This is a genomic window from Bradyrhizobium sp. HKCCYLRH2060, from assembly GCF_051168135.1.
In the GTDB taxonomy this organism is placed as follows: Bacteria; Pseudomonadota; Alphaproteobacteria; order Rhizobiales; family Xanthobacteraceae; genus Bradyrhizobium.
Genome location: NZ_JBNPUK010000004.1, coordinates 303,483 through 327,872, shown reverse-complemented (window position 1 = coordinate 327,872; position 24,390 = coordinate 303,483). Strand labels below are relative to the sequence as shown.

22 protein-coding genes and 1 tRNA gene are annotated in these 24,390 nt (G+C 64.9%); 9 read left to right on the top strand and 14 right to left on the bottom strand.

Going from position 1 to position 24,390, the window contains the following annotated elements:
* Window positions 1-39 precede the first annotated feature (39 nt).
* The 3 genes from nusG to ACQR10_RS12275 form a co-directional block, all read right to left on the bottom strand.
* A complete protein-coding gene (nusG, locus tag ACQR10_RS12285) occupies window positions 40-597 on the bottom strand; it encodes a transcription termination/antitermination protein NusG (protein WP_009031827.1) in 558 nt (185 codons plus the stop codon).
* Window positions 597-788, bottom strand: a complete 192-nt coding sequence (secE, locus tag ACQR10_RS12280; protein ID WP_315800982.1) for a preprotein translocase subunit SecE — start codon at window positions 786-788, stop codon at window positions 597-599. Before secE ends, nusG begins: the two co-directional genes overlap by 1 nt.
* Window positions 789-1,076: 288 nt before the next feature.
* Window positions 1,077-2,942 carry an invasion associated locus B family protein gene (locus ACQR10_RS12275; RefSeq protein WP_316177652.1) on the bottom strand — a complete coding sequence of 622 codons (1,866 nt, stop codon included), beginning with the start codon at window positions 2,940-2,942 and terminating at the stop codon, window positions 1,077-1,079.
* Between the two features lie 359 nt (window positions 2,943-3,301).
* Here ACQR10_RS12275 and ACQR10_RS12270 point away from each other — a divergent pair, with 359 nt between their 5' ends.
* Window positions 3,302-4,522: an ABC transporter substrate-binding protein gene (locus ACQR10_RS12270; RefSeq protein ID WP_316216034.1), complete on the top strand. Its 1,221-nt coding sequence runs from the start codon at window positions 3,302-3,304 to the stop codon at window positions 4,520-4,522.
* An 89-nt stretch (window positions 4,523-4,611) separates the two neighbouring features.
* Here ACQR10_RS12270 and ACQR10_RS12265 read toward each other — a convergent pair.
* A tRNA-Trp gene (locus ACQR10_RS12265) sits at window positions 4,612-4,687 on the bottom strand.
* Window positions 4,688-4,837: 150 nt separating this feature from the next.
* Here ACQR10_RS12265 and ACQR10_RS12260 point away from each other — a divergent pair.
* Window positions 4,838-6,073 (top strand): serine hydrolase domain-containing protein, encoded by a 1,236-nt coding sequence (locus ACQR10_RS12260; protein ID WP_316216033.1) that lies wholly within the window; start codon window positions 4,838-4,840, stop codon window positions 6,071-6,073.
* Between the two features lie 294 nt (window positions 6,074-6,367).
* Here ACQR10_RS12260 and ACQR10_RS12255 read toward each other — a convergent pair whose 3' ends face one another.
* Both ACQR10_RS12255 and ACQR10_RS12250 read right to left on the bottom strand, forming a co-directional pair.
* Window positions 6,368-7,135 carry an SDR family NAD(P)-dependent oxidoreductase gene (locus ACQR10_RS12255; protein ID WP_315800985.1) on the bottom strand — a complete coding sequence of 256 codons (768 nt, stop codon included), beginning with the start codon at window positions 7,133-7,135 and terminating at the stop codon, window positions 6,368-6,370.
* Between the two features lie 152 nt (window positions 7,136-7,287).
* The gene (locus ACQR10_RS12250; protein ID WP_316177093.1) at window positions 7,288-7,995 is read right to left on the bottom strand and encodes a histidine phosphatase family protein; all 708 of its coding nucleotides are present in this window, start codon (window positions 7,993-7,995) and stop codon (window positions 7,288-7,290) included.
* 145 nt (window positions 7,996-8,140) lie between these two features.
* Here ACQR10_RS12250 and ACQR10_RS12245 point away from each other — a divergent pair, with 145 nt between their 5' ends.
* On the top strand, window positions 8,141-8,926 hold the full coding sequence (locus ACQR10_RS12245; protein WP_315800987.1) for an SDR family NAD(P)-dependent oxidoreductase: 786 nt from the start codon (window positions 8,141-8,143) through the stop codon (window positions 8,924-8,926).
* A gap of 933 nt (window positions 8,927-9,859) precedes the next feature.
* The gene (locus tag ACQR10_RS12240; protein WP_316216032.1) at window positions 9,860-10,138 is read left to right on the top strand and encodes a hypothetical protein; all 279 of its coding nucleotides are present in this window, start codon (window positions 9,860-9,862) and stop codon (window positions 10,136-10,138) included.
* A 114-nt stretch (window positions 10,139-10,252) separates the two neighbouring features.
* Here ACQR10_RS12240 and ACQR10_RS12235 read toward each other — a convergent pair whose 3' ends face one another.
* Both ACQR10_RS12235 and ACQR10_RS12230 read right to left on the bottom strand, forming a co-directional pair.
* A complete protein-coding gene (locus ACQR10_RS12235) occupies window positions 10,253-11,311 on the bottom strand; it encodes a phosphotransferase family protein (RefSeq protein ID WP_316177090.1) in 1,059 nt (352 codons plus the stop codon).
* A 307-nt stretch (window positions 11,312-11,618) separates the two neighbouring features.
* Window positions 11,619-12,854 (bottom strand): acyl-CoA dehydrogenase family protein, encoded by a 1,236-nt coding sequence (locus tag ACQR10_RS12230; protein WP_316177088.1) that lies wholly within the window; start codon window positions 12,852-12,854, stop codon window positions 11,619-11,621.
* A gap of 226 nt (window positions 12,855-13,080) precedes the next feature.
* Here ACQR10_RS12230 and ACQR10_RS12225 point away from each other — a divergent pair, with 226 nt between their 5' ends.
* Both ACQR10_RS12225 and ACQR10_RS12220 read left to right on the top strand, forming a co-directional pair.
* A complete protein-coding gene (locus ACQR10_RS12225; RefSeq protein WP_316216031.1) occupies window positions 13,081-13,749 on the top strand; it encodes a TetR/AcrR family transcriptional regulator in 669 nt (222 codons plus the stop codon).
* A gap of 33 nt (window positions 13,750-13,782) precedes the next feature.
* Window positions 13,783-14,028: a hypothetical protein gene (locus ACQR10_RS12220; protein ID WP_434911966.1), complete on the top strand. Its 246-nt coding sequence runs from the start codon at window positions 13,783-13,785 to the stop codon at window positions 14,026-14,028.
* 164 nt (window positions 14,029-14,192) lie between these two features.
* Here the strand turns inward: ACQR10_RS12220 and ACQR10_RS12215 are convergent, their stop codons facing one another.
* The gene (locus ACQR10_RS12215; protein WP_316216030.1) at window positions 14,193-15,419 is read right to left on the bottom strand and encodes a CaiB/BaiF CoA transferase family protein; all 1,227 of its coding nucleotides are present in this window, start codon (window positions 15,417-15,419) and stop codon (window positions 14,193-14,195) included.
* A gap of 370 nt (window positions 15,420-15,789) precedes the next feature.
* Here ACQR10_RS12215 and ACQR10_RS12210 point away from each other — a divergent pair, with 370 nt between their 5' ends.
* Window positions 15,790-16,365 (top strand): hypothetical protein, encoded by a 576-nt coding sequence (locus ACQR10_RS12210; protein ID WP_316216029.1) that lies wholly within the window; start codon window positions 15,790-15,792, stop codon window positions 16,363-16,365.
* Window positions 16,366-16,503: 138 nt separating this feature from the next.
* On the opposite strand, the gene ACQR10_RS12205 is transcribed toward ACQR10_RS12210, so the two are convergent.
* The gene (locus tag ACQR10_RS12205) at window positions 16,504-17,244 is read right to left on the bottom strand and encodes an NUDIX hydrolase (protein ID WP_316216028.1); all 741 of its coding nucleotides are present in this window, start codon (window positions 17,242-17,244) and stop codon (window positions 16,504-16,506) included.
* Between the two features lie 107 nt (window positions 17,245-17,351).
* Here ACQR10_RS12205 and ACQR10_RS12200 point away from each other — a divergent pair, with 107 nt between their 5' ends.
* Window positions 17,352-18,389, top strand: a complete 1,038-nt coding sequence (locus tag ACQR10_RS12200; protein WP_315800996.1) for an SPFH domain-containing protein — start codon at window positions 17,352-17,354, stop codon at window positions 18,387-18,389.
* Window positions 18,376-19,305 (top strand): sugar kinase, encoded by a 930-nt coding sequence (locus tag ACQR10_RS12195; protein ID WP_316216027.1) that lies wholly within the window; start codon window positions 18,376-18,378, stop codon window positions 19,303-19,305. Before ACQR10_RS12200 ends, ACQR10_RS12195 begins: the two co-directional genes overlap by 14 nt.
* A gap of 85 nt (window positions 19,306-19,390) precedes the next feature.
* Here the strand turns inward: ACQR10_RS12195 and ACQR10_RS12190 are convergent, their stop codons facing one another.
* From ACQR10_RS12190 to ACQR10_RS12175, 4 genes are all read right to left on the bottom strand, one after another.
* Window positions 19,391-21,346: an alpha amylase C-terminal domain-containing protein gene (locus ACQR10_RS12190; protein WP_316216121.1), complete on the bottom strand. Its 1,956-nt coding sequence runs from the start codon at window positions 21,344-21,346 to the stop codon at window positions 19,391-19,393.
* Window positions 21,347-21,366: 20 nt separating this feature from the next.
* Window positions 21,367-21,738 (bottom strand): tRNA-binding protein, encoded by a 372-nt coding sequence (locus tag ACQR10_RS12185; RefSeq protein WP_315800998.1) that lies wholly within the window; start codon window positions 21,736-21,738, stop codon window positions 21,367-21,369.
* Between the two features lie 508 nt (window positions 21,739-22,246).
* Window positions 22,247-23,239 (bottom strand): AraC family transcriptional regulator, encoded by a 993-nt coding sequence (locus ACQR10_RS12180; protein WP_316216026.1) that lies wholly within the window; start codon window positions 23,237-23,239, stop codon window positions 22,247-22,249.
* 155 nt (window positions 23,240-23,394) lie between these two features.
* On the bottom strand, window positions 23,395-24,369 hold the full coding sequence (locus ACQR10_RS12175; RefSeq protein WP_316216025.1) for an AraC family transcriptional regulator: 975 nt from the start codon (window positions 24,367-24,369) through the stop codon (window positions 23,395-23,397).
* Window positions 24,370-24,390: the final 21 nt, after the last annotated feature.

The window sequence follows — 24,390 nt, the reverse complement described above, 5'->3', positions numbered from 1 at the left end:
GCTCAGCTCTGACGGCGGAGAAAGCGTGGATCGCCGGCCTCAGCCGACGACCTTCTCGACCTGGTTGAACTCGAGTTCGACCGGGGTGGCGCGGCCGAAGATCGACACCGCGACCTTGAGGCGCGAGCGGGCCTCATCGATTTCCTCGACCACGCCGGAGAACGAGGCGAACGGGCCGTCGGCGACGCGGACGTTCTCGCCGATCTCGAACGACACCGACGATTTCGGCCGCTCCACGCCTTCCTGCATCTGGTTCAGGATGCGCATCGCCTCGCCTTCGGAAATCGGCATCGGCTTGTTCTCGGCACCGAGGAAGCCGGTCACCTTGGGCGTGTTCTTGATCAGGTGGAACGCCTCGTCGGTCAGCTTCATCTTCACCAGCACGTAGCCGGGGAAGAACTTGCGCTCGGCGTTGATCTTTCGGCCGCGGCGCACCTCGGTGACGTTCTCGATCGGCACCAGCACCTGCTCGAACAGATCCTCGAGATTGCGCTGCTTGGCCTGCTCGCGGATCGACTCCGCGACCTTCTTCTCGAAGTTCGAATAGGCGTGGACGATGTACCAGCGCTTGTCGGAGCTTTGCGTTGCGATTGCCATCAGTGGATGCCCAGCACGAGGGTGATGAGATAACGGATGATCTGATCGGCGGCGAAGAAGAAGATCGAGGCCAGCGCCACCATCACGAACACCATGATCGTGGTGATGGTGACCTCGCGACGGCTCGGCCACGAGACCTTGGCGGTCTCCGAGCGCACTTCCTGCAGGAATTTGAACGGGCTGGTAGCCATCGTCAGGGGTCCTCGTCCGTCATCGGACGATTGAAGAGTTGACTGGGAAAACCGAACAGCCGACCGTGGCCCACCCTCTTGTCGGAGAGATGAGCCGAATCCACGGGCTCGCTTGTTCGGGGAGTGAAAAGCCGCGCCGGATATCCGCGTGTAGCGGGCCGGCTGCAGGTCCTCGATATCTACTGTCGACCCGGCCGAAGGTCAAGGTACCGAGGTGAACGACGCTCCTACGGCCCTCCGGCCCGGTCGGTTGGTGGATCTGCCCCAGGCGCGTGCGGCCGACGCGTTTCACTTCGGCGTCGCAAAATAGAAGTCGACCCGCCCCGGCACCGAGCCATAGGTATACGGCTGCTGCCGGCGTTCGGTCATGTCCATCACGTCGTCGCGCACGTTGTCGAACAGGCGGCGAACCTCGAGACCCGGAACCTGCATGTTCTTGACGAAGGCCGTGGCGAACGGCGAGTTCGCTGTATCGCCGTCGAGAGCGGTCTCGCCATGCTTTGCGGCGAACACGACCAGCGTCCCGGGATCGGGCTCCATCTGCGCCAGACCGCGGCTGACGGACCTGGACGCCACCGTCATGGTTCGCTTCATCTGACTGGCGAAGGGATTGTCGCGACATGCATCCAGCAGCACCAGGCGCAGTTGCTTGGCCCGCTCCGCAGAGTTGAGCACCTGATCGATCGAGACCGCTTCGAGGCTGATGTCGCGATCGCTTGCGATCCTGGCATCGACCGGGATGAGATAGTTGACTCCTGCGACCTCCATGCCATGTCCGGCGTAATAGACGACGGCCCAGTCGGCGGACTCGGCCTGCCGTGCAAACTCGCGCAGCGCACCGACGAGTTGATCTCTGCCCAGGTCGTTCTCCAGCATCACGGTCTGAAAATTCGCCCGGCGTAGCGCGTCCGCCACCAGAGCGGCGTCCCGGCCAGGATTGGGGAGCGCCGGAACGTTCTGATAGGCCGAATTGCCGATCACCAGAGCGATCCGTTTGCCGGGTGAGTGGCCGGAAGCAAGAACGGCACCGAGGGCAGCCGGCTTGGTCTGGGCGGGCGGCGCAGCGTCGGCGCCGATGGCGTCGGCGATGTTGGCCTGCTGCCCCGTCTTGGATCCCTTCGCGCGCTGCGCCAGCTCCTGCTGCAGCTTCTTCTGCTGGGCTTCGAACGCTTTTGGGTCCGTCGGAGGCCCGTCATAGGCCTTGTTGAAGTCACGCAAGGGCAGGCTCATCGAAACCACCTGCCCGGTATTCATCGTGGCCTGAACGTTGATGGTCTGACCGCGGCGCAGGCTGCCCAACAGTTCCGGGGTGAGCTCGTAGTCCGACATACAACCGTTCTTGAAGCAGATGATGAACGGCTTCTGCAGACTCCGCTCGCTGTCGATCATCAACCGGGTGCCTTCGGCGAAATCCATGCCCAACGGCAGCGTGATCCGCAGCAGCCTCTTCGGGTCGGCTTCCGGCTCGATGACCACGGCCGCGAGCAAGGGTTGGCCCGTTTCGATCCGGCCGTCCTTGCCCGTGAAGCAGACCAACTTGGCATCGGCGTCCTTGCCCTTCAGGCAGAACTTGGTCCAGGGCGCCATGACAGAGAGATTCGGTTTCAAAATCGGGAGGCTCTTGTTGTTCCTGATCTTGAACAGAGCCACGAACATCTTTCTTTGCTGCTCGTCGACAGCATTCCAGTTGCCTGCCTTGGCACCGAGCGCCTGGGCCAAATCGGCGAGCGGAAGCGGAAGCGACAGCGGTGCGCCATTCGCATTGATGGCTTGAACGACCAGGCTCTTGCCGTTCTTCAGCATTTCGATCAGCTCAGGCGTCGCATTGTAGTCCGAGACGCAGCCGTCTGCGCCGCAGAACAAATAGGTGCTCTGGATCGGCTTCTCCGCGTCGACGATGATCCGCGTTCCGTGAACGGTTTGCAGACCGAGCGGGAGAACCACCCTTAAGACCTTACGGGCCTCCCCGTCTCTCTCGACGAGCACGGCCACGACAACTCGCTCGTTCTCGGCGGACCGCGCTGTCTTGGTGGTGAAACAGATCTGCTTGCCGTCAACATCTGCTTCGCGCGTACAGGCCTTCGCCCATGGGGAATACGACAGCTTGATCTCCTGCGCGGGCTTGGTCTGCGCTATCGCGGGTGAGGCCAGCACCGACAACAAGCCGAGCGCCAGTGCGATGCCGCTCCCGACCGCCAGCGCAGCAAAACTCCTCATACTCCCAACCTCTTTCGCGCCTTCAATGCAGGGTTGAACGGCAGCCTACCGTGTTGCCGGGTTCGCGGCACGGAAAAAACAGCGCCTGCCCGACCGACATCGAGCATTCGCTCAACGGCCGCGCGGGCCTCGAAGACTGGCCACGGATTACCGCTGCCGACCCTGTCTTTCCGCGCGATGGGAGAACGGCGGAGCACCGCAACGAAATGCCGTGGTTCATGCGCAGCCCGCGCTTGCTCATGATGATTCGGGCCCGCATGCTGCAGCCCATAAGAACAATGATCCGGAGGAAATCCATGATGTCTGCCCCGCGGAAGGGCGTGATGAGCCTTGCGGCCATCGGCCTTGCCACTCTCGTCCTCACCGCCGTCCCCGCCCGCGCCCAGGCGCCGCTCAAGATCGGCGTGCTCAGCGACTTCTCGTCGGTCTATTCGGACATTGGCGGCCAGGGCAATCTCGAGGCGACCAAGCTCGCCATCGAGGAATTCGGCGGCACGATGTTCGGCAAGCCGATCGAGGTGATCAGCGCCGATCCGCAGAACAAGGCCGACATCGCCGCCGCGATCGTGCGCAAATGGTATGAGAACGAGGCCGTCGACATGGTCATCGACATGCCGACCTCGGCCACCGCGCTCGCCGGCATGGAGATGTCGAAGCAGTTCGAGAAGCTGATGATCGTGACGGATGCCGCGAGCTCCGACATCACCGGCAAGTCCTGCTCGCCCTACACCGTGCACTGGACCTACGACACCTACGGCAATGCGCACACGGTCGGCAGCGCCATCGTCAAGAACGGCGGCAACACCTGGTTCTTCATCACCGCCGACTATCTGTTCGGCCATTCGATCGAGCGCGACACCGGCGACGTCGTGCGCGCCGCCGGCGGCACGGTGGTCGGCAGCGCCCGCCATCCCCTCAACAACCAGGACTTTTCGTCCTTCCTGCTGCAGGCCCAGGCCTCCAAGGCCAAGATCATCGGCATGGCCAATGGCGGTGGCGACACCATCAACACCATCAAGCAGGCCGCCGAGTTCGGCATCGTCGCTGGCGGCCAGAACCTCGCCGGCATCGTGATGTTCATCTCCGACATCCACAGCCTCGGCCTGAAGCTCGCACAGGGATTGATCATCACGGAGGCCTATTACTGGGACCTCAACGACCGCACCCGCGCCTTCGGCAAGAAGTTCTTCGACAGGATGAAGCGGATGCCGACCATGAACCAGGCCGCGACCTACAGCGCCACCCTGCACTATCTCAATGCCGTGAAGGCCGCCGGCACCCGCGACACCAGGCCGGTGCTCGCGAAGATGCGCGAGACTCCGGTGCGCGACGCCTTCACCGACAACGGCGTGCTGCGCGAGGACGGCCGCATGGTGCACTCGATGTTCCTGTTCGAGGTGAAGAAGCCGGAGGAATCGAAGGGCCCGTGGGACTATTACAAGGTGCTGGCGGAGGTGCCCGGCGACCAGGTGTTCCGGCCGCTGAAGGACGGCAACTGTCCCTATGTGAAGCAATAAGAGGTCGCCGAAACGCATTCGGGGCTCGCGCATCGCGGGCCCCGGCCTCACCTGTCTCGTCGATTTTTGGCTTAAGTGCTTGATCTCGCTGGCAGGAGTGGAGAGGCTCGAACTCCCAACCCCCGGTTTTGGAGACCGGTGCTCTACCAATTGAGCTACACTCCTAGCGAGCCGGGACAGTGTCGCCGGTTCGCGCGCTTTGAAGCATAGACCTCCCCCCGAATGCAAGGGTGCAATGGGGCAAATCGACTGGTCAGACCACAACTTCCGCGCCAGACTTGATGCAAACCGACAACAGGACTTCAGGGAGAGCCCATGACCCCGCCGACTGCCGCATCCAGCGCGCCCCTTTCCGCGCTCCGCTCGCTGACGCCGCCGCTGCCGGATGACCGCCCCGAGGCGCTGGGCCTGTCCCAGGCTCGGCTGCAGCGGGCCTCCGATGCATTCAAGCGCGAGGCCGACAAGGGAACCATCCCCGGCGCCACCCTGCTGGTCGGCCGCCGCGGCCGGATCGGCTGGTTCGACGCCATCGGCCGGCAAACGCCCGACGCCGACACGCCGATGCGGCCGGATTCGATCTTCCGCATCTTCTCGATGACCAAGCCGATCGTCTCGCTCGGGATCATGATGCTGGTTGAGGACGGCGAGCTGCTGCTGTCCGATCCGGTCGCCAAGTTCATTCCCGAATTCGGCGAGCAGAAAGTGGGCGTCGAGACCGGAGGCAAGCTGGAGCTGGTGCCGGTCGCCCAGCCGATGACGGTCCAGGACCTGCTGCGCCACACCTCGGGCCTGGCGTATGAGCACACCGGCACCGGGCCGGTGCACCAGCTCTACCAGCAGTCGCGGGTGCGCAGCCGCAAAATCACCAATGCCGAGCACGCGACCATCGTCGCCGGCCTGCCGCTGATCTGCCAGCCGGGCGCCGAGTTCAACTACAGCCGCTCGACCGACATCCTCGGGCGCATCATCGAGGTCGTCTCCGGCCAGACGCTCGGCGCCTTCCTCGCCGCGCGCATCCTCAAGCCGCTCGGCATGAACGAGACCGGCTTCTCCACCGCCGAGACCAATGCTGGCCGGCTGGCCGAGCCGTTCGCCAAGGATCCTTGGACCGGCGAGGCGGTCAACCTGTTCAAGATGACCGAGCAGCCGCTGATGGAATCCGGCGGCGGCGGGCTGGTCGCGACCACGATGGACTATGCCCGCTTCTGCGCCATGCTGCTCAACCACGGCAGCCTCGATGGCACCAGGCTGGTCGGCCGCAAGACGCTCGAGCTGATGGCCTCGGACCATCTCGGACCCCACGTGAAGACGCAGGGCACCCTGCTGTCGCCCGGTCACGGTTTCGGTCTCGGCTTCGCCGTGCGCCGCGAGGCCGGCATCGCCCCCTTCCCCGGCTCGCCCGGCACCTTCTTCTGGAGCGGCATCGCCGGCACGTTCTTCTGGATCGATCCGAAGGAGGAGCTGTTCTGCGTGTTCATGGCCCAGGCTCCTGGACAGCGCGACTACCTGCGCACGCTGGTGCGCGACGTGGTGTATGCCGCGGTGGAGTGAGGGGGCGCTTGTAGCCCGGATGAGCGCAGCGACATCCGGGATCTCGCGTACTCTTCGTGTGAACCCGCATGTCGCTTCCGCTCATGCGGGCTACGGGGCATATCACGTTTGCCCGGATGCAGCGACAACCACAACTGTCGTCCCGGCGAACGCCGGGACCCATACCGCGTGATCTGTCGTGGGATGTCACTGCCAGTTGCCTGCCTCATGACGGCCGGTGGTTATGGGTCCCGGCGTTCGCCGGGACGACACTGTTAGGTGAGGCCGCACCGCCGGCCACGCGAATAGTTCCCCTCAACTGATCGTCGCGCCGCCGTCGATCACCATGGTCTGGCCGGTCATGAAGTTGCCGGCGGCCGACCCGAGAAAGACCGCCGCGCCGGCGATCTCGTCGGGGATGCCGATGCGCAGCAGCGGCGAGCGCGCGGTGGAGGCCTTGAGGTTGTCCGGATTGTCCCACAGCGCTTTGGCAAAATCGGTCTTGATCAGGCCGGGCGCGATGCAGTTCACGCGCACATTGTGCGGGCCGTATTCGCAGGCGAGGTTGCGCGCGAGCTGCATGTCGGCAGCCTTGGAGATCGCGTAGGCACCGAGGATGGTCGAGCCCTTCAGGCCGCCGATCGACGACACGATGATGATCGAGCCGTCCTTGCGCGCGATCATCTGCGGCACGACCATGCTGATCAGCCAGTTGTTGGCGACGATGTTGTTGTCGAGGATCTTCCGGAACTGATCGTCGGAGATGCCGGCGAGCGGCCCGTAATAGGGATTGGAGGCGGCGTTGCAGACCAGCACGTCGATCTTGCCGTAGATGCGGTTGGCCTCGTCGACCAGGTTCTGCAGGTTCTCCTTGCTGGAGATATTGGCGGCGACGGCCGCCGCCGTGCCTGCACCGAAGCGGTCATTGAGCTCCTTGGCGACGGCATCGCAGACATCGGCCTTGCGCGACGAGATCACCACCTTGGCGCCATGCTCGGCCATGCGCTCGGCAATGGCGAGCCCGATGCCGCGGGTCGATCCGGTGATGACGGCGACCTTGCCGGTCATGTCGAACAGGGTCATGGGGAGTCCTCCTGGGTTGAGTTGTTATGAGTTGCGGAATGGCAGCCGCGAGCTCGGTCGCGTAGCCCGGATGAGCGCAGCGACATCCGGGGTCTCACGCGCTGCAACGGTGAACCCGGATGTCGCTGCGCTCGTCCGGGCTACGAAGTTCACTACGCCAGCTTGCTCGTCGTCACCTCCGGCCCGGCCGGCTGGTGCATCGCGCGGTGCGCGGCATCGGCGATCCATGGCTGCTGGTTGACCATCGGCAACCGCCAAGTGCTGATGTCGCCAGCCACGATGTGGTCGAGCCGGGTCACCGAGCAGTTGTCGATGTCGAAAGCCAGCCCCTTCTCGACCAGGCCGCCGAGCGCGAGGCCCACCGCAGCCTTGATGGTGCCGCCATGGCCGACGGCGATGACGTCGCGGCCGGCTTCCGAAACGGTGATACGAGCAATCGCCGCGGTGACGCGGGTGTACAGATCCATGTAGCTCTCGCCGCCCGGCGCCGGCTCATCGATGGCGGCGAACCAGTGGCTGCCCGCGGGACGGCTGGCCAGGAACGCGGCGCGGTTCATGCCCTGCCATTGTCCGAGATGCTGCTCGGCAAAAGCGGCCTCCCTGACCATCGCTGCGGGACGCGGGAAGCCGGCGGCCCAGATCGCCTCGGCGGTCTGATGCGTGCGCATCAGATTGCTCGCATACCACGCCGCACTGCGCGGCAGGATTTTTGCGACCGCCTCGAACACCTCGCGATCGGAGGTATCGCAGGCGATGTCGGACTGGCCGTAGATATTGCCGCCGTCGCTGCGCACCGGCGCGTGACGCACCCACCACCAGCGCGTGGTGACGACAGAAGGTTTCGTTGCATCAACCGACATCGCTCAACCCTTCCCTCCGCTCGTCTCTCGCTGTACGTGAAGGCCCAGATCGTCTCAAGCCGCTTGGCGATCTCAGCACGTTTGAAACTGCGTTTGAATTCCGTTGCGCGGCACGCAACTGATCACAATTGAAGCAGGAGGAAACATGGGCCGCCTCGAAGGCAAATCCGTCATCATCACCGGCGCCGGCAGCGGCATCGGCCGCGCCGCATCGCTGATGTTCACCAGGGAAGGCGCGCGGCTGATCGCAGTCGATCGCAGCGAAGGCGTGAAGGAGACGGTCGAGCTCGTCAAGCAGCAGGGCGGCATCGCGGAGGCCGTGATGGCCGACGCCGGTTCGGAAGCCGACGTGAGCGGCTTCATCGATCGCGCCGTTGCCACCTACGGCAAGCTCGACGTCATCTGGGCCAATGCCGGCATCTCCGGCGGCTTGATCCCGATTGCCGAACAGACCGTCGAGCACTGGCAGGAGATCCTGCGCATCAATCTGATCGGCCCGTTCCTCGCGGTGAAATACGCGATGCCGCACATGGTGCGGCAGCAGCGCGGCGCCATCGTCTGCACGGCCTCCGTTGCGGGCCTGAAGTCCGGCGCCTCGGGCCATCCCTATGCGGCGAGCAAGGCGGGCGTCATCAGCCTGGTGCAGACCACGGCCTACTCGCTGTCCGGCACCGGCGTGCGGATCAATGCGGTCTGTCCCGGCCTGATCGAGACCGGCATGACCAAGCCGATCTTCGACGGCGCCAAGGAGCGCGGCACCGAAGGCAAGATCGGCCAGCTCAATCCGTTGAAGCGCGCCGGCCAGCCGCATGAGATCGCCGCCATGGCCCTGTTCCTCGCCAGCGACGAGGCCTCCTACGTCAACGGCCAGGCCTTTCCGGTGGACGGTGGGCTGACCGCGTCGATGCCATATGCGGGCAAGCCGATCTAGGCGAGCTGCCGCGCCCCGCGCCTGCTGCACTGCCCATCCTCTCTCATCCGTCATGGCCGGGCTTGTCCCGGCCATCCACGTCGACCGGCATGCGTGGAGCGACGTGGATGCCCGGGCCTTCGCCGCGCCGAAGCGGCTTCGGCCGCGCAGGCGGGACAAGCCCGGGCATGACGGAGTTTGGGACGACAGCCATCGCGTTCCACGAACTTCGCCTGGCGACCAGTTAGATGTTGCGATGAGAGGCATGACCGCGCGATCCCGCGACGCATCCGCGCCCGAGTGATCCCGAAATTCACCGCCCTCAAACAGAGGGCGCAGGGAAGGCCAGGCGTCGGCTGACGCCTGCGGCCCGCCTGCGAAAGAAATGCAGGCGGCAGGTACCACAGGTGCAGCCGAGAACACCCGGCCTTCCCTGCGCGATGGTCTTAACGCTTATACGCAGTCTCCCTGGTGCGCCGGGCTTGTTGGCCACCATCGCCGCACGGCGCTCAGGCCAACGCGACTTGATACCAGCATCGGGGTATCAGGACCCTGCGACTTCACGTCCGCGAACTGCCGTTCGTCCGCGTAGCAAGCTACGCTGCGACATCTCCGCGGCCACCGCCTCCCCGCCTCGCGTGTCGTGACGATCGCGCGCAACGCCCCTCTCGTTGAGGCGGGATGGCGGCCATCAAATCACAAATTCCGAAAAAGCGAAAGTAAAATCTTTCGCCTGCCCGGGGCTGAACGAGGCGATCGACTTGATCACGCTCGCAAACTTTCTTTGCCGGCGCGACCGCGTCGTGTCGCAGCGGACAGCGGTCCGGTTCAAGCGCAGGCATCGGCGCTCGCTGCGATTTTTTCAGCCCACGTCTTCGAACCGCCTGCTTCGAGCCTCCGTCGAACTTCGCAAGCGGACCATTCCGGCCTCGCCGAAACCGAAGGATGGATCAGATGTCGAGATTGTCGAAACTAGCCCTGCTCACCTTGGGCGCCCTGGCGGCCGGCGCGGCCATGACGGGCGCGAGCGCGCGCGAGACCCAATGGCCGGGCTGTGAGCTGGTCTCCTGGACGGCCTGCGGCACCGATGCACAGGTGCAGCAATCGCAGCGCCGCCAGAGCCGCGATACCTCGCCGATCTACATGAAGCAGACCGATCCGCGCTACAGCAACGCGCTGACCGCGGCCGGTGGTGGCGGCGGAGGTGGTGGTGGCGGCGGCGGTGGGCGCTGAGCCCGCGCCAACGCGGGCCTGATGAGGAGCCCGGATGAGCGAAGCGACATCGGGGTTCAGCACTTCTGCCGGTGAAGAACCCGGATGTCGCTTCCGCTCATCCGGACTGCCAAGCTACGCCGCTCCGGCCTTCTGCGCGTAGGCCCAGGCCTGCTTGGTCATCGGCACCATGCGCTTGACGGACTCGATGGCCTTGTCGTTGGCGGCGGTGCCGTCGCGGATGCGGCCGATGATGCCCTGCAAAATGCCGGCGAGCCGGAACAGATTGTAGGCGAAGTACCAGTTGAGGTCCGGCAGCTCGGTGCCGGTGACGCCGCAATAGATCGCGGCCGCCTCCTCCATGGTCGGGATGTTCAGCGCCTTCAGGTCGACCCCGTCGAGGCCCGGCATGATCCACTGCATCAAGAGATAGGTGAAATCGGCCATGGGATCGCCGAGCGTTGACAGTTCCCAGTCGAGCACCGCGATGACGCGCGGCTCTGATGCGTGGAAGATCATGTTGTCGAGCCGGTAGTCGCCATGCACGATCGAGACGCGCTGCTGCACCGGCAAGGTGCGCGGCAACCACTCGATCAGCTTCTCCATTTCCGGCAGGTGCTCGGTCTCGGAGGCGCGATATTGCTTGGTCCAGCGATCGACCTGGCGGGCGAAGTAGTTGCCCGGCTTGCCGAACTCGGCGAGGCCGATCGCCGCCGGATCATAGCTGTGCAGCTTCGCCAAGGTCTCGATCTTGCTGGTGAAGATCGCGCGCCGCTCGGGCGCTGCGACATGCGGCAGGGTCGGATCCCAGAACACCCGGCCCTCCTCCATCGACATGATGTAGAAGGCCGCGCCGATGACGCTGTCGTCGTTGCACAGCGCATAGGCCTTGGCGACCGGAAAGCCCTGCTTGCCGAGTGCTGCGATGACGCGGAATTCGCGATCGACTGCATGCGCCGACGGCAGCAGCTTGCCGAACGGCTTTCGCCTGAGCACGTAGGAACGCGCCGGCGTGTTCAGGCGATAGGTCGGGTTCGACTGGCCGCCCTTGAACTGGAGCACGGTCAGCGGGCCCTGATAGCCTTCGACATGCTCGGCCATCCAGGCCGCGAGCTTGGCCTCGTCGAAGCGATGCCGCTCCTCGACCGGCTTGGTGCCGGAGAATTCTTCGTCCTTCTTGACGCCGTCGGCCACGACGAACTCCCTTGGTGTTACGTCTCATCCTACGAGCGGCGGCGATTGCCGTCGCTCGTTTTTTTCGTCATTGCGAGCGCAGCGAAGCAATCCAGGGTTCCGCTCACGACTCTGGATTGCTTCGCTACGCTCGCAATGACGGAGGTCGTGATTGCGGGCGTCGCCTGCAATGCCCGTGAGAGGGCTCAGTTACGTAGGGTGGGCAAAGCGAAGCGTGCCCACCATCTTGCTTCGCGCTCGACAATGGTGGGCACGCCTCCGGCTGCGCGCTTTGCGCACAGCCGGAGGCTTTGCCCACCCTACGAGTTCAATGCCGCGGCTCGTTGGCGTATTTCTTCATTTCGAGCCGGGCGATGGCGCGGTTGTGCACCTCGTCGGGGCCGTCGGCAAGACGGAGCGTGCGGATGTTGGCGTAGTCCTTGGCAAGACCCGCATCATCCGACACGCCGGCGCCGCCGAACGCCTGGATGGCGTCGTCGATGATCTTCAGCGCCATGTTGGGGGCGGCGACCTTGATCATCGCGATCTCGCCCTGCGCGGTCTTGTTGCCGACCTTGTCCATCATGTCGGCCGCCTTGAGGCACAACAGCCGGCACATCTCGATATTGGTCCGGGCCTCGCCGATGCGCTGCTCCCACACCGAATGCTCGATGATCTTCTTGCCGAACGCGGTGCGCGTCATCAGCCGGCGCACCATCTTCTCCAGCGACTCCTCGGCCTTGCCGATGGTGCGCATGCAGTGATGGATGCGGCCGGGGCCGAGGCGGCCCTGCGCGATCTCGAAGCCGCGGCCCTCGCCGAGCAGGATGTTCTCCGCGGGCACGCGGACGTTCTCGAGCAGCACCTGGGCGTGGCCGTGCGGCGCGTCGTCGAAGCCGAACACCGGCAGCATCTTCTCGACCTTGATGCCGGGGGTGTCGAGCGGCACCAGGATCTGCGACTGCTGCTGATGCTTGGCGGCCGACGGATCGGTCTTGCCCATCAGGATCGCGATCTTGCAACGGGGGTCGCCGACGCCCGACGACCACCATTTGCGGCCGTTGATGACGTAATGATCGCCGTCACGCACGATCCGCGTCTCGATGTTGGTGGCATCCGACGACGCGACCGCCGGCTCGGTCATCAGGAAGGCCGAGCGGATCTCGCCGTCCATCAGCGGGCGCAGCCATTTGCGCTTCTGCTCCTTGGTGCCGTAGCGGATGAACACCTCCATGTTGCCGGTGTCCGGCGCCGAGCAGTTGAACACCTCGGAGGCCCACGAAATGCGGCCCATCTCCTCGGACAGCAGCGCATATTCGAGATTGGACAGACCGGCGCCGCGGAACTCGTCGTCCTCATGTGGCGACGGCGGCATGAACATGTTCCACAGCCCTTCGGCCTTCGCCTTGGCCTTGAGGTCCTCCAGGATCGGGATCACCTTCCAGCGATCGCCCTCGGCGTCCTGCTGCTTGTAGATCGGCACCGCCGGGCGGACATGCTTGGTCATGAAGCTGCGCACGCGCTCCAGCCATTCCTGCTGCTTCGCCGACATCGTGAAGTCCATGGGACTCTCCTTGGGTGTTTCCTCTGAAATTTTGGCCGCAGTGTCGGCCCGCCCACGGCGTCCGTGCAAGTGTGATCTTGCGCAACACGACCGCGCGAACCGTCGCTGCAGCGCCGAAATGTCGCCCCACGGAAGAACCGTGATTGACATTGCGGCCGTCTCAAACAATAGTTTCATACAATTGTTTGAAACGCAACTCCCCGCTTCATCGTTCGGGAGGACGAGCATGGCGACCGACCAGACCCGGACTGCGATCCTGATCGCCGCCGAGCGGCTCTATGCCGAACGCGGCTTCTCCGACGTAACCTTGCGCGACATCGTGGCGGAGGCGAACGTCAATCTCGCCGCGGTGAACTATCATTTCGGCTCCAAGGACGAGCTGATCGCCGAACTGTTCGTGACGCGCTCGATCGCGCTCAACCGCGAGCGCCTGCGCGAATTGCGTGAAGCCGAGGATGCCGGCGGCGGCCGCGCCGACATCTCCGACATCCTGCGCGCCCTCGTCGGCCCGATCCTGCGCGGCTGCCTTGGCCCTGAGAACCAGCGCTCGGCGGTGGCGCAGTTCATGATCCGCGCCTCGATCGAATCGGTGCCGCCAATTCGCCGCATCAAGACCAAGGAAATCGACCATCTGCGGAAGTTCGCCGGCGCAATGCAGCGCGCCCTGCCCGACAGCTCCGAGGTCGATCTGTTCTGGGGCCTGCATTTTGCGCTCGCCATGGCGCATCACACCATCCGCGAGAGTGAGCGCCTCACCAAGCTCTCCGACGGTCAATGCGACCTCGACGATGTCGAGGATGTGATCGCGCGGGTGGTGCGCGGCGCCGTGCTCGGCTTGACCACGCGCGAGAGCGCGGCAAAGTCGAAGGTCAAGATTGCAGCGCGCAGCCCGTAGCCGGGATCCCACCATCCACCATGGAGTCCACTCGTGACGTACCGACCGCACCTGTTACTCGCCTTCGTCGCGTCCACGCTCGTGATGGTGACCGCCAGCGAGCCGGTGCTGGCCCGCGGCGCCGCCGCCAGCATCATGAACTCGCCGGGCTATCAGCGCCGTCTGCAGGAATCGCGGCAGCAGCTTGGCGCGCCACCGCCCGCCCGGTACGTTGTACAGCCGCGCTATCATGCGCCGCGGCACAAGGCGAAGCGGCACCGTCATCACAGCCACAATTAGGAGCAAACTCTCTCCGCGGGTCGTCCCGGCGAACGCCGGGACCCATACCGCGTGATCCGTCTTGAGGCACGCGGAGAGATATCGAGAGTCAGCACGCCAGCCGGTGGTTATGGGTCCCGGCGTTCGCCGGGACGACACCGGAGAATGACGCGACTAGCGGTGCCCTACACGACGCCCTGCTGCTTCAGCGCCGCGATCTTCGCCTCGTCATAGCCCAGCCCCGACAGCACGTCCTGGGTATGCTCGCCGAGCAGCGGCGGCGCGCGATATTCGGTGATCGGGGTGCCCGAGAAGGTCAGCGCGTTGCGGATCAGGGACAGCTGCGGCTCGAACGGGTGCTCGACCTTCACCTCCATGCCGCGCGAGCGGACATGCGGATCGGCGAACACGTGCGCAAAATCGTTGACCGGCCCGCATGGCACGCCGGCCTTCTCCAGCTCCTCCAGCCAATGCGCCACCGAGTTCTTCAGGAACAGGCCGGCGAAGATCGCCATGATCTCCTTGCCGTTGACGACGCGGTCGTTGTTCCTGACGAATTTCGGATCGGTGGCGAGCTGGGGCGAGCCGAGCACGGCGCAGGTGCGCGCGAATTGCGCGTCGTTGCCGACCACCAGCATCAATTCGCCGTCGGTGCAGCGGAACACGCCGGCCGGCATGCCGCCATTGCCCCAGGTGCCGCGGCGCGGCGGCGACTTGCCGTTGACCAGGAAGATCTGGGCGTAGTGCGACAGCGACGCGATCACGGTATCGAACAGGCAGACGTCGATGTGCTGGCCGCCGCCGTCATTGACGTCGCGGTGATACAGCGCCGAAAGGATGCCGATCGAGGTGTTCATGCCGGTCATGTAGTCGACGATCGAGGGACCGACCTTCATCGGCCCCGCCCCCGGTTCGCCGTCCATGTGGCCGGTCACGCTCATCAGCCCGCCCATGGCCTGGAAGATCGCATCATAGCCGGCGCGCGGTGAATACGGCCCGGTCTGGCCGAAGCCGGTCACCGAACAGTAGATCACGTCGGGATTGATCGCCTTGATGGCCTCGTAGTCGAGGCCGTAGCGCTTGAGATCGCCGACCTTGTAGTTCTCCATGAACACGTCGCAGTCCTTGGCGAGCGCGCGGATGATCTCCTGCCCCTCCGGCGAGGCGATGTTGACCGTGACGGACTTCTTGTTGCGGTTGGCGCAGATGTAGAAGGAATTGTTGTTGTTGGCCTTGCCGTCGGGGTCCCTGAGGTAGGGCGGACCGAACGCGCGCGCGTCGTCGCCGGTGCCGGGCCGCTCGATCTTGATCACCTCGGCGCCGAGATCGGCCAGCATCTGCGCCGACAGCGGTCCGGCCAGGACGCGGGTCAGATCGAGAATCTTGATGCCAGAAAGCGGCAGGGCCGACATGGAGTTCCTCCGGGAGTTCTTATTCCTTGGCGCGGACATGCCCTAGCGAGGGCCCCGCCCGTCACTCGCCGATACACCATTTCGCGACTCGGAGCACTGCGCTGGCGGCATGCCGCCTTGCCCGGCACAGGACGTCACCCCGAGCACCGCGCCCCGGGCGACCCAAATCCTGGGCGGTGGAAACTCGTCGCCGCTCCAAGACGGCCGCTCCGGCGCGGACATTGCCGGATTCGCGACGGCCGGCCACTTTCTTGCTTCATTTTGTGTGCGACCGGAGTCCAGACACATCCGGACACAGGGAACAAGGAGCCGTTAAGCGTTACAGCCACAGCTGGAGGCAGGTTTGATGTCTTACCCTCTGGAGCACGCCATGACGTCGATCTCTGCCTCCTCGATGAGCGGCTTTTCCCCGCTCGACCTGCTCAAGCAGGAGCTCACCAAGGAAGTCTCGGCCGGCAAGGTCAGCTCGACCGACCAGACCGCCTTGTCGTCGGCGCTCGACGACATCGATTCCGCGTTGAAGAGCGGCAGCAGCAGCTCGTCCTCGTCATCGACCTCCAGCACACCGCCCTCGCCCAAGGAGATGCAGTCGAAGATCGACGATCTCATCCAGAGCGAGGTCGACAGCGGCAAGCTGACGTCGGACCAGGCAAGCGAGCTGAAGAACGTGTTCGCCAACGCCTTCTCCGGCGGCCCGGGCGGCGCGGGTGGTGCCGGTGGCCCGCCACCCGGTCCGCCGCCGAGCGACGACAGCAGCAGCGACACCACCTCAAGCACCTCGTCCTCGTCGTCGTCATCGTCCTCGTCCCAGGTCGAGGAGCTCCTGAAGAAGCTGCTCGAGGCGCTGCAGAGCTCGAACAGCAGCACGACCTCGTCCTACGGCGCCAGCGGCACCAGTTCGTCGAGCTCGACCAGCAAGTCGCTGGTGGTGGACTTCTCGGCGTGACCGAACGAAGACGCGCCGCGTAGTCCGCACGGCCTCGTGGCGCACCGTCTTCTCATCCTGGTCATTGCGAGGCAGCCGGGTTCTCCCAGCCAGCGCGTGAGCCCCGCATGTCGCTACGCTCATGCGGGCTACGGGGCTTCACTCCGGCGCGTTGAATGTCCGCGCAAAATACACCGGCGCGGCCGCCGCCTTGAGGCGGTAGAGCTGGGCCGGCCGGTTCGGTCCCTTGCGCATCTTGGCGACCGGCTCGATCAGGTCGGCCGAGAGCATGCGGGTGCGGAAGGCGCTCTTCTCCAGCGGACGATCGAGCACGATCTCGTAGGTCCGCTGCAGCTCGGGCAGAGTGAACTCCTCCGGCATCAGATAGGCCGGCAGCGAGGTGTACTCGACCTTGTTGCGCAGCCGCCGCACGGCGGCCTGCAGGATCTCGGCATGATCGAAGGCGAGCTTCGGCTTCACGCTCATGCCCGCGAGCGGAAACCATTGCGCGTCGGCCGCGAGCGCGGCCTCCGCTGCTGACGCCGGGATCAGCGCGAAATAGGCGTGCGTCGCCGACCAGCCGCGCGGGTCACGGTGCGCGCTGCCCCAGCTGCCGAGCTGCTCCAGATAGGGACTGAGGACGCCGGTCTTCTCGGCGAGCTTCCGCCCCGCGCAAGCTTCGAGATCATCGTCCTTGGCCACGTCGACGAAGCCGCCTGGTAATGCAAAGGCGTCCGGGAACGGCTCCCCCTCGCCGTGGCCGCGCCGCACCAGCAGCACGTGCAGCGCCTCCAGCCGGATCGTGAAGATGACGATGTCCACCGTGGTCAGCGGCCGCGGAAAATCCAGTCCGCCCGCTCTCGCGGCCGCTCCGCCGCCCTGCCCCTGCCGTGTTGCCATACCGCCCGCCCCCGAATTCGTCCCTTGACACTAGCATACTTAGTTGTACTGTCCAACTTACTAAGTTGGCGTGACACACTTACGCCAGTCAACGTCAGGAGGCCGCCATGTTCGGCTTACGCTTCATCAAGGCCCAACCCACCACCTATCTCCTCAAGTACCGCGCCGGCAGCGTGGTCGAGGAAGGCGCCGGGCTCTCCACCTTCTATTATGGGCCCGCGACCTCGCTGGTCGCGATCCCGATCGGCAGCCGCGATGCCGCCTTCATCTTCCAGCAGATCGCCCGCGACTTTCAGACGCTGACGATCCAGGGCCAGGTGACCTACCGCATCGGCGAGCCGAGGAAGGCGGCCGCGATGCTGAACTTCACGCTCAAGCGCGACGGCAAGACCTACGAGTCCGATGACCCGGAGGAGCTGCCGCAGCGCGTGCTCGGCGCGGTCGAGGTGCTGGCGCAGCAGGCGGTCAAGGACATGACCCTGAAGGAAGCGCTGCGCGCCTCCGACCGCATCGCCGAGGCGATCGCGGCCGGATTGAAGCGCCGCGCCGACATCGATGCGCTGGGCCTGGACATCCTCGGCGTCGCCGTGCGCGCGGTGAAGCCGACGCCGGAGACCGCCAAGGCGCTGGAGGCCGAAGCGCGCGAGGCGATCCTGAAGACCGCTGACGAAGCCATCTTCGCGCGGCGCAATTTCGCCGTCGAGCGCGAGCGGGCGATCCGCGAGAGCGAGCTCGACACGGAGATCGCGGTCGAGCAGAAGAAGCGCTCGATCCGCGAGACGCAGATGGATGCCGAGGCCAGCGTCGCCGCAAAAAAGAACGAGCTGCGCGAGGCCGGCATGGTCGCCGATATCGGGCTCGAGGCCAAGCGCAAGGATTTTGTGTCGCTGAATGCGGCGAACACCCGCACTTTGGCGGATGCCGAAGCCTATCGCGTCGGCGCGCTGATGAAGATCTTCGAGGGCGTCGACACCCGCGTGATCCAGGCGCTGGCCGCGACCGGCATGCAGCCGGGCCAGTTGATCGCGCAGGCGTTCTCGGGCCTCGCCGAAAAGGCCGAGAAGATCGGGCAGCTCAACGTCTCGCCGGAGCTGCTGAACAGCCTGATGCAGAAGCCCGCGGAGGCGCCCCGTGTCCGGCAATGACCGCAAGGTGGTCTTGGTCGTCAGGAGAACGCGGCTCGAGGAGCTGATCGCAAGGTTCCTCACCGCGGACCAGGCCCGCTTCTATGTCGAGCATCTCGGCGCCGATTTCTCCGACTACGAGCGCGAGCACGCGGCCTATCAGGCCGCGCGCGCCACGGCGACGCAGACGCTGGAGCGCTGGGGCCGCTACCAGATCGTCGACCGCGGCTTCCTGCCGAACTTCATCTTCGGCCCCGCCGACATCGTCGCGGCGCTCGGCCCCGACGGGCTCGTCGCCAACACCATGAAATATCTCGACGGCCAGCCGCTGCTCGGACTGAACCCCGACGCTCAGCGCCATGACGGCGTGCTGCTGCCGTTCGCGCCGACCGATCTCGCGAGCCTGCTGCCCGAGGTCGCCGCCGACAAGCGCGCCGCCAAGGCCGTGACCATGGCGCGCGCGAGTCTCGCCGACGGCCAGGTGCTCCATGCGGTCAACGACCTCTTCATCGGCGCGCGTACCCACGTTTCCGCCCGCTATGAGATCGCAACGCGCGACGGTCGGGAACGGCAGTCGTCGAGCGGACTGATCGTCGCCACCGGGCTCGGCTCGACCGCCTGGTTCAAGAGCATCGTCACCGGCGCGCTGGCCATAGCCGGCCGTTACGGCAGCCACGGCGATGGCGACTACACCGCCCTGCCCTGGGACGCCCGGAGCTTGCGCTTCGCCGTGCGCGAGCCGTTTCCGAGCAGGACGTCGCAGACCTCCCTGGTCTGCGGCGGGCTGAACGGCGCCGAAACCTTGCGCCTGCGCTCGCTGATGCCCGAGAACGGCGTGATCTTCTCCGACGGCATCGAGGCGGACAATCTCGATTTCAATGCCGGAACGGAAGCGGTGATCGGGATTGCGGAGCGGCAGGGACGGCTGATCGTGTGAACCGATACCGAACGCCGCTGCAGTTCGCTGCTGGATGGTGGGCACGCCGCCGCCTTCGGCGGCCGCATTGCCCACCCTACGATCCTCATTTCCTCGCGAACACGAGCACGCCGTTCGCCGGGATCGTCACATCAGCCGAGCTCGGCTGGCCGTGCAGCGGCGGGCCGCCGGCGGTGACGGAGCCATTGTTGCCGACGACGCCCGGGTTGACCCAGTTGTCGTAGACGTCGCTGTTGAACACCTCGAGCCAGGTGCCGCCTGCCGGAAAACCGATGGCGTAGTCGCGCCATGGCGTCTCGCTCAGGCTCACGATCACCATGACGTCGTCGCCCTGGCCGTCCCAGCGGTGGAAGGCGAGCACGCGGTTGCCGTCATGGACGTGGACGATGGCGCAGCCCTCCGCGGTCAGCGCCGGATGGGTGCGGCGGATCGCGATCAGCTCTGACGTGAAGCGCATCGCATCCGCGGTGATCTTGTCCTCGCCGTCGAGCAGCGACCACTGGATCGTGGTGTCCAGGCTCGGCGTGTCGCTCCATGGTCTGTCCTCGAACAGTTCCTGGCCCATGAACAGCATCGGGATGCCCGGCGCGGTCAGCAACAGGCCGGTGGCGACGCGGCTGCGGCTGCGCGCATACCAGCAGCGACTGTCGACGGGATCAGCGAGGCGCGGAATGCGCGGCTCGCGGCCGGCATAGACAATGTCGTGGTTCTCGATCGAGTTGACCGCGCGCCAGCGCTTGTCGAGGCTGAGATCGGCGATCGCCGCGGCGATCGGCTGCATCGGGACGACAGCGCCCGCGCCGCCGGCCGCGCTCGCGACGGCGCCGCGCACCGACAACCGCAAGCCGTCGCTCCAGGTCGCATCGAACCCGGCGCCGCCCTGCGCGATGTCCCTCACCACCCACGGGTTGACAGGCCAGTATTCGGCGATCTGGATCGCATCCGGCTTCTCCGCGCGCAGCGCCTCGGTGAGCTGCTGGCAGGTCGCCCAGCCGCCGAAGCGGTCCATCACGCTGACCTCGTCGAAGCGCAGGCCGTCGGCGTGGTACTCGCGGTACAGCATGATGGCGTTGTCGACGAGGTATTGCCGCACGTCGGCGTTCCAATAGGCGAAAACCTGACCGCCCGCCCAGCCCTGGTCGGTGAAATACAGGCTGCGGTTGGGGTCGCCATAGGCCTGACGGTCGAAGAACCAGATGCTGCTCTCGTCGAACCCGCCGCCGGCGTGGTTGTAGACGACATCGAACAGCACGGCGATGCCATGGACATGGCAGACGTCGATCAGCGCGCGCAGCTGGTCGTCGCAATGCCTGACCACGCTGACATCGGCGTAAGGCATGGCGCCCGCCGCCGAGAGGATCTCGTTGGTTCGCTTGAAGTAGGCCGCGAGATGCGCCTGCTCGTGCTCGCCATATTCGGTTTCCGGGCTGAACAGGTCGGTGCCGTTGTAGCCCATGCTGAACATGGTCGGGAATTCCTGCACCGGCAGCAGCTCGATGGCGTTGACGCCGAGCTTCGCCAGATGCGGCACGCGCTCGATGACGTCGAAGAAGCAGCCGTCGGGATTGCCCGCCTTCATGTCGAAGGTGCCGACATGGAGCTGATAGATCACGAGCTCGTTGTTGGGCGGCGGCGTGAAGTCGGTGTCGTGCCAGGGAAACGCGCCGGGATTGCGCAGCACCGAATGCGCCTGCGGAAACGGCGGATCCACGGTGAGCAGCCGCGCATGCGGATCGCGCTTGTAGCCGGACGAGCCCTCACCCTCGACGAAATACATGTAGGCGTCGCCGTCCTTGAGCGACGGCACGAAGATCGCCCAATGGCCGTTGCCGATCGGCGCGAGACGGCAGCTCGCATCCTGCGCCCAGTCGTTGAACGGGCCGGAGACGTAGACCGCCTTGGCATGCGGCGCGAACACGCGGAAGGTGGCGCCGCCGGTCACCAGGGTGCCACCCATCGGAGCCTGGAGAAGATGCATTTGCCTGAGCGATATCCGTAGGCCTTCGGGAAACGGCGGCAGCGTAACAGGTTCGAGCAGCATATCCACGGCCGGCCCTCCGCTCAGAACAGCCGCGCGCCGTTCGGCACGGCCTTGTCGGGCTGGAACAGCACGACGTTGCCCTGCTCATCGGGAAAGCCGAGCGTCAGGACCTCGGACATGAACTTGCCGATCTGACGCGGCGGGAAGTTGACGACGCCGGCGACCTGGCGGCCGACCAGGGTGGCCGGATCATACAGCGCCGCGATCTGCGCGCTGGAGCGCTTCGTGCCGATACCGGGCCCGAAATCGATCGTCAGCTTCAGCGACGGCTTCTTCGCCTCCGGATAGGGCTCGGCCGCGACGATGGTGCCGACGCGGATGTCGACGGCCAGGAACTGGTCAAAGCCGATCCCTGCTGCCGCCGGTGCTGTCGGATCGTGGGAGAGATGCATGGCGGCCTCATCAAACGCGGGACCGCGCGGGAAGGCTTGCGATCCCGACGCGGTTTGGGCCGGAATCTTTAATGGCCATACGGGCTCCTGACAATGCACCCGCCCGGCGACGGCACGGCATATGGACGATTGGCTGCGTTGGTGTGGCGGGCCGGTCGCAGGCTGAGAAGCCTCCAATCTCTGGCGAGCAAGCGGGGTACCGGCTTTCTGCATCGCCGAGCGGAGTTCCGTGAATCGCCATGGCGTGCTGCTACCCGCCACATCGTCGCATGCGCGCGTTTCCCCGCCCTGCAGCATGCCCGCCGCCGAGCGCAATGACCCTGACACGTCACCTGTAATGTCGCAGTTCGTTCGCTTTTGCCTCCAGACGCAGCACGGAGGCTTAGCCTGTCCGCGAATAGCGGACATCGTCAGACCCGTCGCCAGGCACAACCTGCCTGCCGCGCGTTGCTGCCTCACTGCTCTTGCGCTCTTGGGATGGTCCTGGCCGGCGCTTCTGACAGGCGAGCTAGGCGGCGCGCCGCCCGCGCGACAGAGTTTCGGATGGAAGCTCACCGAACATGTCGCGATAGTCTCTTGCGAAGTGTCCGAGATTTCCGAAGCCGCAATTGAAGGCGACTGCAGAGACGGAGGTACGCTGATTAGGCCCCTCGAGCATCTGCTTTGCCTGTCGCAATCGCACCGTTTTCGCAAACGCCATCGGCGAATATCCGCGGCTCTTCTTGAACGCAGCATAGAGCGCGCGGACGCTGACGCCCGTCTGCGAAGCCAGCCCCTCGATCGTGATGGCGCGGTCCCAAGAGGCCTCGATATATTCCTCGGCCAGCCGAACGATCCGCGGCACGACGTCCTTTTCGGCTCTCTCCAACAGCTCGCTGAAATTGTGGCGGTGAGCCGACAGGAAGGAAACGATGAGAGCCTGCTCCAGTTCGACGAGGACCGCGCGTGGCAGCTCTGTCGCCGTCGCATCCAACTGATGAGCGAGGAACATCGCCAGATCGCGCAGGACCAGAGCGTTCGGCTGCAACGCCGCGGCGATCGGATCAAACTTGAGAACACCGGCCGGCTTTGCACCGAGCAGCGTCGTCAGTGTCTGCTCCAACGCCCTCGCGCTTATTCGAAGAATGAGCTGCTCATAACCTGGCTCGAACACAATCCTGTTGGCTTCGCCCGGCGCAACTATGCAGGACTGCCGCTCGGTTATCGCGACCGCCGTGCGATTTAGAATGGTCAAAGCGCTGCCTTTGAGGCCAATTTGCAGGCGCGCGAAGTCGCTCTCCGGGAACTTTACGACCGACCTTCCCCCGCCATATGCACAGAAGCCAAGGCCGATATTCGCAAGCTGAAGGTAGTTTCCTACCCCTTGGAATTCATTTGCGTTGGTGACTGCGAAGCCAGTTGCCCCATAGACCGTACGCAACGCGTGCTCCATCGCCTCCGGATCGTCTGTACGAATGACGGGAGCGCGGCTCAGCAGGCTTACGGATCGGTCAAGGTTCATCCAAAGATAGTATCTCAGATTGACCGAACTCAAACCTGGGAAAAACCCGGTCAGCGGCGCGGTGTCGCAGCTCGATCTTCGTGAAGGCCGATATAGCTTTTGAGGCCACCCCAGCGCTCTTGAGAATGGTGTCGCCGACGCGTCTGTCAGGCGAGCTAGGCGGCGCGCCGCGCGCGTGACAGAGTTTCGGATGGGAGCTCACCGAACATGTCGCGATAGTCTCTTGCGAAGTGTCCGAGATTTCCGAAGCCGCAATTGAAGGCGACTGCAGAGACGGAGGTACGCTGATTGGGCCCCTCGAGCATCTGTTTTGCCCGACGCAATCGCACCGTCTTCGCAAACGCCATCGGCGAATATCCGCGGCTCTTCCTGAACGCAGCATAGAGCGCGCGGACGCTGACGCCTGTCTGCGAAGCCAGCTCCTCGATCGTGATGGCGCGGTCCCAAGAGGCCTCGATATATTCCTCGGCCAGTCGAACGGTCCGCGGGGTGACATCTCTTTCGCCTCTCTTCAACAGCTCGCTGAAATTGTGGCGGTGAGCCGACAGGAAGGAAACGATGAGAGCCTGCTCCAGTTCGACGAGCACCGTGCGTGGCAGCTCTGTCGCCGCCGCATCCAACTGATGAGCGAGGAACATCGCCAGATCGCGCAAGACCAGAGCGTTCGGCTGAACCGCTGCGGCAATGGGATCAAACTTGAGAACACCGGCTGGCTTTGCACCGAGCAGCATCGTCAATGTCTGCTCCAACGCCCTCGCGCTTATTCGAAGAATGAGCTGCTCATAACCTGGCTCGAACACAATCCTGTTGGCTTCGCCCGGCGCAACTATGCAGGACTGCCGCTCGTTTATTGCGATCGCCGTGCGATTTAGAACGGTCAAAGCGCTGCCTTTGAGGCCGATTTGCAGGCGCGCGAAGTCGCTCTCCGGGAACTCGACGAGCGACCTTGCCCCGCTATATGCACAAAAGCCGAGACCGATGCTCCCGAGCTGAAGATAGTTGCCAACCCCCTGGAATTCATCTGCGTTGGTGACTGCGAATCCGGTTGCCCCGTAGACCGTCCGCAACGCGTGCTCCATCGCCTCCGGATCGTCTGTACGAATGACGGGAGCGCGGCTCAGCGGGCTCACGGATCGCTCCAAGTCCATCGA

Bases quoted from the DNA above. Each gene is read 5' to 3' on its own strand.
- nusG (WP_009031827.1), bottom strand. From the start codon at position 597: ATGGCAATCGCAACGCAAAGCTCCGACAAGCGCTGGTACATCGTCCAC.
- secE (WP_315800982.1), bottom strand. From the start codon at position 788: ATGGCTACCAGCCCGTTCAAATTCCTGCAGGAAGTGCGCTCGGAGACC.
- ACQR10_RS12270 (WP_316216034.1), top strand. From the start codon at position 3,302: ATGATGTCTGCCCCGCGGAAGGGCGTGATGAGCCTTGCGGCCATCGGC.
- ACQR10_RS12260 (WP_316216033.1), top strand. From the start codon at position 4,838: ATGACCCCGCCGACTGCCGCATCCAGCGCGCCCCTTTCCGCGCTCCGC.
- ACQR10_RS12255 (WP_315800985.1), bottom strand. From the start codon at position 7,135: ATGACCCTGTTCGACATGACCGGCAAGGTCGCCGTCATCACCGGATCG.
- ACQR10_RS12250 (WP_316177093.1), bottom strand. From the start codon at position 7,995: ATGTCGGTTGATGCAACGAAACCTTCTGTCGTCACCACGCGCTGGTGG.
- ACQR10_RS12245 (WP_315800987.1), top strand. From the start codon at position 8,141: ATGGGCCGCCTCGAAGGCAAATCCGTCATCATCACCGGCGCCGGCAGC.
- ACQR10_RS12240 (WP_316216032.1), top strand. From the start codon at position 9,860: ATGTCGAGATTGTCGAAACTAGCCCTGCTCACCTTGGGCGCCCTGGCG.
- ACQR10_RS12230 (WP_316177088.1), bottom strand. From the start codon at position 12,854: ATGGACTTCACGATGTCGGCGAAGCAGCAGGAATGGCTGGAGCGCGTG.
- ACQR10_RS12225 (WP_316216031.1), top strand. From the start codon at position 13,081: ATGGCGACCGACCAGACCCGGACTGCGATCCTGATCGCCGCCGAGCGG.
- ACQR10_RS12215 (WP_316216030.1), bottom strand. From the start codon at position 15,419: ATGTCGGCCCTGCCGCTTTCTGGCATCAAGATTCTCGATCTGACCCGC.
- ACQR10_RS12210 (WP_316216029.1), top strand. From the start codon at position 15,790: ATGACGTCGATCTCTGCCTCCTCGATGAGCGGCTTTTCCCCGCTCGAC.
- ACQR10_RS12205 (WP_316216028.1), bottom strand. From the start codon at position 17,244: ATGGCAACACGGCAGGGGCAGGGCGGCGGAGCGGCCGCGAGAGCGGGC.
- ACQR10_RS12200 (WP_315800996.1), top strand. From the start codon at position 17,352: ATGTTCGGCTTACGCTTCATCAAGGCCCAACCCACCACCTATCTCCTC.
- ACQR10_RS12190 (WP_316216121.1), bottom strand. From the start codon at position 21,346: ATGCTGCTCGAACCTGTTACGCTGCCGCCGTTTCCCGAAGGCCTACGG.
- ACQR10_RS12185 (WP_315800998.1), bottom strand. From the start codon at position 21,738: ATGCATCTCTCCCACGATCCGACAGCACCGGCGGCAGCAGGGATCGGC.
- ACQR10_RS12180 (WP_316216026.1), bottom strand. From the start codon at position 23,239: ATGAACCTTGACCGATCCGTAAGCCTGCTGAGCCGCGCTCCCGTCATT.